Annotated in this window: 2 protein-coding genes and 1 pseudogene; all 3 read left to right on the top strand. The window is 71.8% G+C overall.

Annotated features, from left to right (window positions below; all coding sequences use genetic code 11):
- Positions 1–280 (top strand): annotated as a pseudogene (locus EIO58_RS16205) (hypothetical protein); the annotation flags it as partial.
- 47 nt (positions 281–327) lie between these two features.
- Entirely contained in the window at positions 328–984 is a 657-nt protein-coding gene (locus tag EIO58_RS16200) for a spermidine/putrescine ABC transporter substrate-binding protein (RefSeq protein WP_127820354.1), read from the top strand.
- 262 nt (positions 985–1,246) lie between these two features.
- Positions 1,247–2,389, top strand: a complete 1,143-nt coding sequence (locus EIO58_RS16195; protein ID WP_127820353.1) for a serine/threonine-protein kinase — start codon at positions 1,247–1,249, stop codon at positions 2,387–2,389.
- Positions 2,390–2,459 lie beyond the last annotated feature (70 nt).

The following is a 2,459-nucleotide window of genomic DNA, read 5'->3' as shown; positions in this document are numbered from 1 at the left end:
CGGCCGCAGGGCCGCGGGGTCCCCGCATCCGTCGTTCTGGGGTTCCGCGTGGACGACGGCCGCGTGCTTCCTCGCATACATCGGGGGAGTGTGGTTCGGTGTGCTCGCTTCGGGCGCAGGACTCGGGGTGGCCGCGGGGGTCGCCGGGCGCTTGGCGACGTCGTGGTTCGGGCTCGTGATCGCGGCGGCCGCCTTCGTATGCGCGTGGTCGGGCATCGCGCTCGTGCGCACGCGCGCCCATCGCCCGCGATGGCCGTGGGAGGACGAGGACGGCGAGTGACGCGGGAATCCGGGCGCCGATCGCCCGCCCGTACTACCGTTGAGCCCGTGGAGCGGTCGCTCGAGACCCAGGTCAGCCAGGCGGTGGACGCCTGGCTCGCATGGCTGCCGCGATGGGAGCCGTCCACGCACCGTGGCCGCACCGCGCCGTGTCGTCGCTGCTTCGGCTCGCCCGTCCTGTCGGCCGCAGGGCTCGGTGCCGACGTTCCGCACGGGGTCCAGCACGGGATCTCGACCCGCATCAAGACGATCGTCGACCGTGCCGTCGCCGAGTACACCGCGCTGAACCTGCCCATGCTCCAGGCCGAACTCGATCAGCAGGCCGCGCGCAACCGGGCGCGCAGCTACCGTCCGACCGAGGGACTCGACCCCGAGTTCGAAGGGCTCCCGCTCGACCCTGATCCGGTGCCTGGGGCGCCTTTCCTCTTCACGATCGCAGGGCTCGCCGAGCAGTCCGACGCCGACGTGCCCGACCTGCCGCCGCTCAGCGACGAGGCCAAGGCGGCGCTGCGGCAGGAGGTGGGCCTCGCCGACGACTACGCCAACATGGTCGGCCGGGAGGTGTGCACGATCCTGCTGCATCACCGCCTGCGCATCCAGGCGGCGATCGCCGAGTTCGTCGAACCGCAGATCGAGGCGATGCTCGCCGACCTGACGAAGTCCCTCGACGCCCCCTTCGACCCCCACGACCCGCGCAACGACTGACCACCTCGTGCTGGCCAGGTTTGCGGCATCCGTCGTCGCTCGTTCGGGGCCTCTTCGGGTGCGAGAACGCCGATCGGTGACGGCGACACGCCGGTGACGGATGCCTCGTCCCGGCGTGTCGGGTGACGGACTGGTGTAATGCAGCGAGCCTGAGGGGGAGAGGTGCTGGCGGGACACGGAGGTGATTTTGCTAGCATGGCCAGGTTTGCTGCCGCTCCGCGGCATGCGTCATCCATGGCATTCCGACCCGCGGGGAGGTGAGGTGGCCACACGGCTTCCGTCGGCGCCTCCGATCCTGCCCGGGCTCGCCTATATCCGTCCTCTCGGCTCTGGCGGCTTCGCCGACGTCTTCCTCTACGAGCAGGACATGCCACGCCGCAACGTCGCAGTCAAAGTCATGCCCAGCGACGTGCGGGATCCGGAGCTGCGGCGCATGTTCAACGCCGAGGCCGACGTGCTGGCGCACCTGTCGGCGCACCCGTCGATCGTCACGGTGTACCAGGCGAGCATCTCGGCCGACGGCCGGCCCTACATCGTCATGGAGTACTGCCCGGGCTCGCTCGCGCAGCGCTATCGGGTCGAGCGCATCCCGGTCGACGAGGTGCTCGCGACCGGTGTGCGGATGGCGAGCGCGCTCGAGTCCGCCCACCGCGCAGGCCTCATCCACCGCGATGTGAAGCCCAGCAACATCCTCGTCACGACCTTCGGCACGCCCGTGCTCGCCGACTTCGGCATCTCGGCGTCGCTGCAGCGCAAGAGCACGGGCGAGGAGGTGCTCGCGATGTCGATCCCGTGGAGCGCCCCCGAGGTGATCGCCGAGCAGACCACGGGCACGGTCGAGAGCGAGGTGTGGAGCCTCGGAGCGACGGTGTACTCGCTGCTGGCCGGGCACAGCCCGTTCGAGCGCCGTGAGCGCGGGCAGAACACGAAGGATCTGCTGCGCCGCCGCATCGCGCGGGCGACCTACGTCGAGATCCCCCGCCACGACGTGCCGCAGTCGCTGCAGCGCGTACTCGCGACCGCGATGAACCGCGACGCGGCGCGGCGGTACCCGTCGGCGCGGGCATTCGCCGAGGCGCTGCGCGAGGTGCAGACCGAGCTCGGCCTGTCGCCGACTCCGCTCGAGGTCCCGGACACGGACTGGTCTCCGGCATCCGCCCCCGTCGACTTCGGCGACTCCGCGCTGCGGGGTCCCACGCGGTCGCACGTGGAGCGCGACGTGACGCGCAAGACGCGCAGCAGCAGCAGCGTGGCGGCTCTCGCCCGCGACGAGGATGCCGAGCTGTCGTCACCGGCACGGCGCGGTGCGCGCGGCGCGCTGACGTGGCTCGCCGGCATCGGTGCGGGAGTGGTGCTCGGCGCCGGCGTCGTGGTGGCGGCGCTCTTCGCCACGGGAGTGCTGTGATGCGCGCGGGGGTGCGGTGATGCGGCGGAGCACGCTCGCCGGACTCGTCGCCGCCGGCGCGGCGGTCGCG

Source organism: Microbacterium sp. CPCC 204701 (assembly GCF_004010105.1).
Lineage (GTDB): Bacteria > Actinomycetota > Actinomycetes > Actinomycetales > Microbacteriaceae > Microbacterium.
This window is presented reverse-complemented; position numbering and strand designations above follow the sequence as displayed.